At 55.9% G+C, this 6,093-nt stretch carries 2 protein-coding genes and 1 pseudogene; all 3 read right to left on the bottom strand.

Annotated features, from left to right (window positions below):
• Window positions 1–116 (bottom strand): annotated as a pseudogene (locus NCN06_RS03470) (photosystem II q(b) protein); the annotation flags it as partial.
• A gap of 1,289 nt (window positions 117–1,405) precedes the next feature.
• Window positions 1,406–3,538, bottom strand: coding sequence for a BREX system Lon protease-like protein BrxL (brxL, locus tag NCN06_RS03465; RefSeq protein ID WP_250398661.1), 2,133 nt, complete (start codon window positions 3,536–3,538; stop codon window positions 1,406–1,408).
• A 3-nt stretch (window positions 3,539–3,541) separates the two neighbouring features.
• A complete protein-coding gene (gene pglZ / locus NCN06_RS03460) occupies window positions 3,542–6,091 on the bottom strand; it encodes a BREX-1 system phosphatase PglZ type A (protein ID WP_250398660.1) in 2,550 nt (849 codons plus the stop codon).
• Window positions 6,092–6,093 lie beyond the last annotated feature (2 nt).

Below are 6,093 nucleotides of genomic sequence, written 5' to 3'. Positions count from 1 at the left end.
GGGATCATCAGCACACCGAACCAACCGACATACAGACGGTTGTTGGTGGAGGTGACCCACTCACAGAAGGCCTGCCAGCTGGAAGCGCCGGAGCGCTGCTGGAGGGTGGTGGTCATGAGAACGGAAAAAGCCGGTGGGACGAATCCCGGTGGCGGATAAGAAAGGTCGGAAAACCCGACGCGGCAAATGTAACGGAAGTTTGCGGCGCTGACACGACGCTCAGCCTGAGCGGTCCTGATCTCTCCGATAGCTCCGACTTATTAGTTGTTCAGCGGTCTGCGTTGAGCAGAGAATCTGCGTGTTGTGCGCACCCGACTGCTTTGGGTGATGGGCACAGCGATGTGGGATGAAGTGATCGGCCTGATCAATGACCTGATCCATTCCTCTGCAGAATCACTGCATTAATGGGGAGTGTGGTGGCTGGAGCTGGTGTGAATCCTGCTGATCAGCGCTGGGGTTTCTGGCCGCTGCTGCCGCTCGTGTTCCAGCCGCAGGAACAGGTTCGAGGGGCTTGTCCCTGAGTTGTCCTTTGAAAGTTGTGCAAATTGGTTCTTTCAGGTGCAAATAAAACCCGGAGAACATCTAAAGGACTCTGAATTATTCAATAGGTGTACCCATCTTTTTGCTCAGAAGTCGGTTTTCCTATTCTCCTCCGTACTTGTCCCACTTGGAACATCCCCTTCTATGACTGGGTTTTCTAGTGGGACACTGTTTTGCTTGTCCCACTTGGGATGGGTGCACCTATCCAACCCTGTCCGTTTCAGTTCATCAGGGGGTGAGGCAGATGACTCATTTTCGGGTGCTTTAAGGGCTGTCCCACTAGTTGTCCCACTAGTTGTCCCACTTGGTTGTCCCACTTGAAATGCGTGTCCCTCACTGGGTTCTTCTCTAGTGGGACAAAAATCATCATGGGTCTCTCCCCGCGTAGTAGGTCGAGACCCAGAATGTGGTTTTTTTTAATTTATTTTTCTATGTATGTATAAGGGATTTGTTTTCTGTATATCTCTGTATGCACGTTGGCAAATAAGGACTTCTATGGGCTGGAGTGATGTTGAATTCATCAGTCTGAAAATGTTTGCTAGAATGGTTTAACTGGTTCGTATTTGTGTCTATTCCTGATAGGTGCTGGCTTCGTACTCGAGATCTTGCTTCTTATCTTGGTGTGCATAGAAATACTCTTGGTCGTCTTGTGCAAAACGGTGTGTTGAGGGATGGACGGCATCGACGGAAAATCAATCCTCTTTCTCCCCGCGGTGATTTTGTATGGGATCGTGATGCCGTCCTTATTGCTCTTGAAAGGCTTTAGCCAGAGGCTATAGGGACATTTTTGTGATTAGTTCTATGGCGTCTCTGTAGCAGAGCGCTTCTGGAGTGGCTTACACAGCCACTTCTAACGAGCAGCCATTTAGATCTCTTTCTCGACCCGTATAAAACTCACCTCGCAACCCTTTGTGAGCCTTGCTTCTTGCAAGTTGGTGGCAGCATTCAAGGCTGAGCTTTCAAACCATTGGAAGATGTCGAGGCCTCGGTCGAGGCTGACTTTCCAGCCGTGATTGGTGGTGATGCTGCGGGCGTGGAAGTTAGGGCTGGCATCGAATTCGAAGCTGAACGGTGTAGCCGTTTCGGCGAAGGAGTCTTTGACCTGGTTGAGGTTCTGCATCTGCTTTTCAAACTTCTCAGGGGCATCACTATCAGCTCCAGTCACCAAATGCACAGTGACCTCATCGCCCTGGGGCGTGAGTTCATTCACCATGCGCAGGAATTCCACCAGGTTGCGAATCTGATGGAAGGCACGGATGTAGGGGTCTTTGATGATGATGCCGCTGCAACCCCGGACGTAGTCGCCAAAGATCCGGCGATAGCTCCAGCCTTTGCTGTTTTCCGGCACCACGAGGTGATGTTCTTTCAGTACTGTCCCTGCTGAAAAAGAGGCAGCGGATGGCTCAGCTGCTATTCGCGTTACGTCTATTGGCTCAGTTGGCGTTGCTGCTTGTTCGTCGACTGCTGAATCAGAGCCGCCGGCAGCATCCACAAGCCCAGGCCGGAGGTTCGCGAACTGCGGATATTGCTTTTCTTCTGGTGTTTGTACGCGAACAGCTGCACCACCCGCCAGGGGCTTGTAGTCAAAGTCGTTGGGTTTGAAGGTGGCATCGATGCGCAGGATTTGCTCGCGCACACGCAGCCGGCATTCCATGGCGAACTCCAGCAGTTCGCCGATTTCATCGGGTGTGGCTTTGCCATCGGGATGAATGATCTTCATTAGGCCAGAGAAGGTCTTCTCAAAGCCCGTTTGATCACGCGTGGAAACCTCTGAGCTGATCTCAAAGTGCTGCTTGTAGAGGCCAGTGAAATCTTCGGTGCGCAGGTGCTTCAGCACCTCAGCGATGTAGTCGACCACGAAGCCGTAGCCCGTGCAGAACAGCTCATGGCGCACCGGCTGCACCTCCCAACCCGGATTGAAGGCATGAATGCGATCAAGGAAGGCCGAATCGATGTACTTGTCGGGGAGCGGTTCGTAGAAGTGGGAGTTCTTGAGCATGTAGGCCACCGACTTCTGGGTGTTGCCCATGAACACCATGGAGGCCTCAGCTGAGAGCTGCTCGATGCCCCGCGAGAAGGTGCGGTTGGCCATGTAGTTCTTCATGATGTCGACCAACGTCTTGTCGACCTTTTTGTCTTTACCGGCGAACTCGTCGAAGCAGATGCAGTCCCAATAGCCCACGAGGCCGATCTTTCCGTTGGCGTTGCTGACAAACAGCTTCGGTGCCGTGACCTCAGAGCCTGAGATCAACATCCCGTGGGGTGAGAACTCGGCGTAGACGTGCGACTTACCCGTGCCTTTGGGGCCGAGCTCCATCAGGTTGTAGTTGCGTTCGCAGAAGGGGATTAGGCGAATCAAGGTGAGCAGCTTTCCGCGTCTCGTAAACGGCTCGGGATTGAAGCCGACGCTCTGCATCAGCACGTCCATCCACTCATCGGTGGTGAACTGAGCTCGCGCTTTGAGGAAGTCGTCGTGGTCGACACCGGCCACTTGGATCGGCTTGAGGCCAGCGATCTGCCAGGGGCTGGCTTTGGGATCCACCGGGAGTTCGTACTCCACATCGGTAATGGCCCAGATGCCACCCACCAGCAACTTGGGAAAGCGTTTGACGTAAGAGTCGTCGATCGGAACCTTCTTGATTCCGAGGTTGGTGAACTCCACCTCGTGGAAGCCCGCCTTCTCGTTGAACGAAACGGTGAGCTTGTCGATCACCTTGTGGCTACCTCGATCTTTGATCGTGGATTTGATCAGTTCCGCCTGGTTTCGGTGCACGTAGTGCTTGGCCAGGATTCGGCGTACAGATTCGAGGCCGTCTTTGATCTGATCGGGGTCGTCAGTGGCGCAGTGCTGGCCGAGCAAGTACTCGAGCACGTAGGTGGGCACCACCGCGTTTTGCTTGAGCTCGGTGGTGAGGTCTTTGCGAACCACCAAACCAGGGAAGTGCTCAAGGATCTTTTGATCCAGGGGGGTATGGGCGGCAGGGGTGCTGATACTCATGGCTTATCCGAAGTCGTCGAAGTCGTTGCCGAAGGGCTGGAGCAGCTTCACTTCCCTAGTTTCGAGGCGAACAGGCGTTTGCACACCCTCCATCACCCGGTCAATTCTGAGCTCGAGCACCTGGTTGTTGTAACCCCCAGCGGCACTGGAGAGCTTTAAGTCGATCAGATGCTCCCTTTCTCGAGGTTCTACTGCGGTTGAATCCAACCTCAGCGTGACTGGTTCACAAAGCAGCTCCTTCTCGTTGGCCTTGGGAACAACACTGATGCGCAGGGTGATGGGAAGGAAGCGCTTGGCTTCGCAGGGCTCGTCTTGGAACAGGCTGAACTTGAGCCGGGCTGTGGTGATCTTCTCGGGCACCCGCAACAGCTCGGCCTTCACCTCGCGGCTTTCGTCCTTGCGCTCTTTTTTGAGCGTGATCACGGGAACCACTACTTCTTGCAGGGAGGTGCCGCCGTGCACAAAACGGTTGCCGGCGCCGGAGCGGGGGAAGCGATCCAAGCCCAGGGGGAACACCGCCTGCCAATCGCCCTCCAGATTCAGCTGCTCTGCTGTGAAGACCTTCTGGCCAGACGCAGGTTCAATGCCCGAGCCAATGGCAAAGCGCTTTTTCTTGATCGTGAGTTCCTCCGCGTCAGGTAAAGCGGAACGGTCGTTGGCATCCACCGGCTCCTGCTGAAACAAGAAACCGTGGTCGGCCGTGATCACGGCTCTGTTGCCTTTGAGGCTGCTGATTTTGCGCAGGATCAGCTCAAGGTCGTCGAAAGCGTCTTCCACGGCCTTGCAGGTGTCGGCTTCGCTTTCGCGCTTGTCGCCAATGCGATCAATGCGGTTGTGATAGATCACGATTAAGTCGTGGTTCCTGGTGAGCTCGGCGCCGTCAGTGCTGGTGGCGAGCTTGAGGAAGTCTTCGGCTTGGATCGCCATGCCACGCCCCTTGGCGTAGGCCTTGAGGATCTTGTCTCGGTTGTCGGTGCCGCTGGCACTGCAGCTATCCACCGACACTGGAGCATTGCTATCGGCGGTGTTGATGGCGCGCTTGTTACCGGGCAGCAGCGATGCCATGCCCAGTTGGGTGTAGGAAGGGAGCACACCGAGTACGGCATCAACGTCCGCTTGCCAGCCCTTGCCGGATTGGGCTTTGAGTCGATCAGCAAAATCGCGAGCGGCCTCGTAGCGCAGGGCATCGGAGATCACCACAAACAGGCGCTTGATCCCCCTTGAGGTGAGTGGGGAATGCACGTAGCGCATGTGGAATTGCTGTTGAGGCTCCAGGGCCTTGCAACTCCAGCTGCTCATCTCACTAACCCGCTCACTCCAGTGGTTGGTGAGGGGCAGCAGCACGTTGTTGACGTACTGCTTCTCCATCCAGTTGCGCAATGACTTCATCAGTCCGGGTTGGCTGTAGCTGCGCTCGTGAAAGGTGAAACGGCGGTAGGCCTGATCGAGCTTCCACCAGTTGTTGCAGTAACGCTTGAGCCCTTCATCAAGGCTGGGCACCTGCAGATCGGCCTGGGCCAGCAGGCTGCGGAACTGCAAGGCCTGCTCGATGGCGCGATAGCCGTGCTCGTGCTGTTCGAACCAACAGGAGCTGCTGCGTTGGCGGATCGTCTCTTGCAGCTCGCCATCGGTTGCTGTGGCGTGGAAGCGTTCGAGCAGGCGGCGAATGCAGAACTGTTCGATCAGCTGGTAGCTGTCGTCATCGCCTGGATCAAAGCCCTGGGGGGGATCCAGCAAGAACGTTTCAACGTTCAGTTGATCCGCGAGGTGGTTGCTCCACTGCTCAAAGGCGGAGCGGCTTTTGACGCTGTCTTTCCAACTGCTGAGGAACACACGGGCGTGGCTTTGGAGATCGCCTTCAGGGGGAACGCAGCTAGCGCTGCTGAACAGGGCAACGGCGAAATCACGCAGGTTGGGTTGGGGATTGATGTAGCCAAACTTGCTGGCGACTGCGGCCCAGAAGTGTTCGGGGAGTTGATGCTTGCCGTAGAGCGCTTCAATCGGATCCTCGGCATCGGGATCGGTGGGATCGATCTGGGTGAAGGCATGCAGCAGCAGCAGATCAATGGAGGCGTCTTGCTTGGCCAAGATCGCCAGCATCTTGAGCCGCACGGCCCGTTCATCGTCGTTGGGGCGCAGCAGCTGCTTGAGCTTGGTGGTGCGCACCGGTGAGCGGAAGAACGCCTTGTGTTGCTGGGCGAGGTCTTTGAACTCGAGGGTGAGGCCAGCGTCTTCTAGATCGAGGGAGGCACGGTCGGCTTTGAACTCATGACCTGCCAACAGCAGATCGAGGAGCCAGTTGTCGGACTCTGCTGGCTTGGCCGCTGGGACATAAAGCAAGAAGCGCTGATCCAGATCAGCGCGGCTGATCTCCACCTTCAGCGTGAACTCGTTGCCGTTGACCTGTCGCTTCTCGACCCCTACAGGCGCATAGCTTTCGTATTCGCTGGCCCATTCCGCCTCTGGGTCGAACCAAAACACCACGCGCTTGCGCGCCAGAGCCGTATCGAGGCTGTCGTGGATGCGGTTGATAGAAAGCGGTGTGCGGGTCATGG

This window comes from Synechococcus sp. MU1648 (assembly GCF_023630615.1).
GTDB lineage: Bacteria > Cyanobacteriota > Cyanobacteriia > PCC-6307 > Cyanobiaceae > Parasynechococcus.
Note: the sequence above shows the minus strand (reverse complement) of the source record. Positions and strands in the feature narration are given on the sequence as shown.

Bases quoted from the DNA above. Each gene is read 5' to 3' on its own strand.
- pglZ (WP_250398660.1), bottom strand. From the start codon at position 6,091: ATGACCCGCACACCGCTTTCTATCAACCGCATCCACGACAGCCTCGAT.
- brxL (WP_250398661.1), bottom strand. From the start codon at position 3,538: ATGAGTATCAGCACCCCTGCCGCCCATACCCCCCTGGATCAAAAGATC.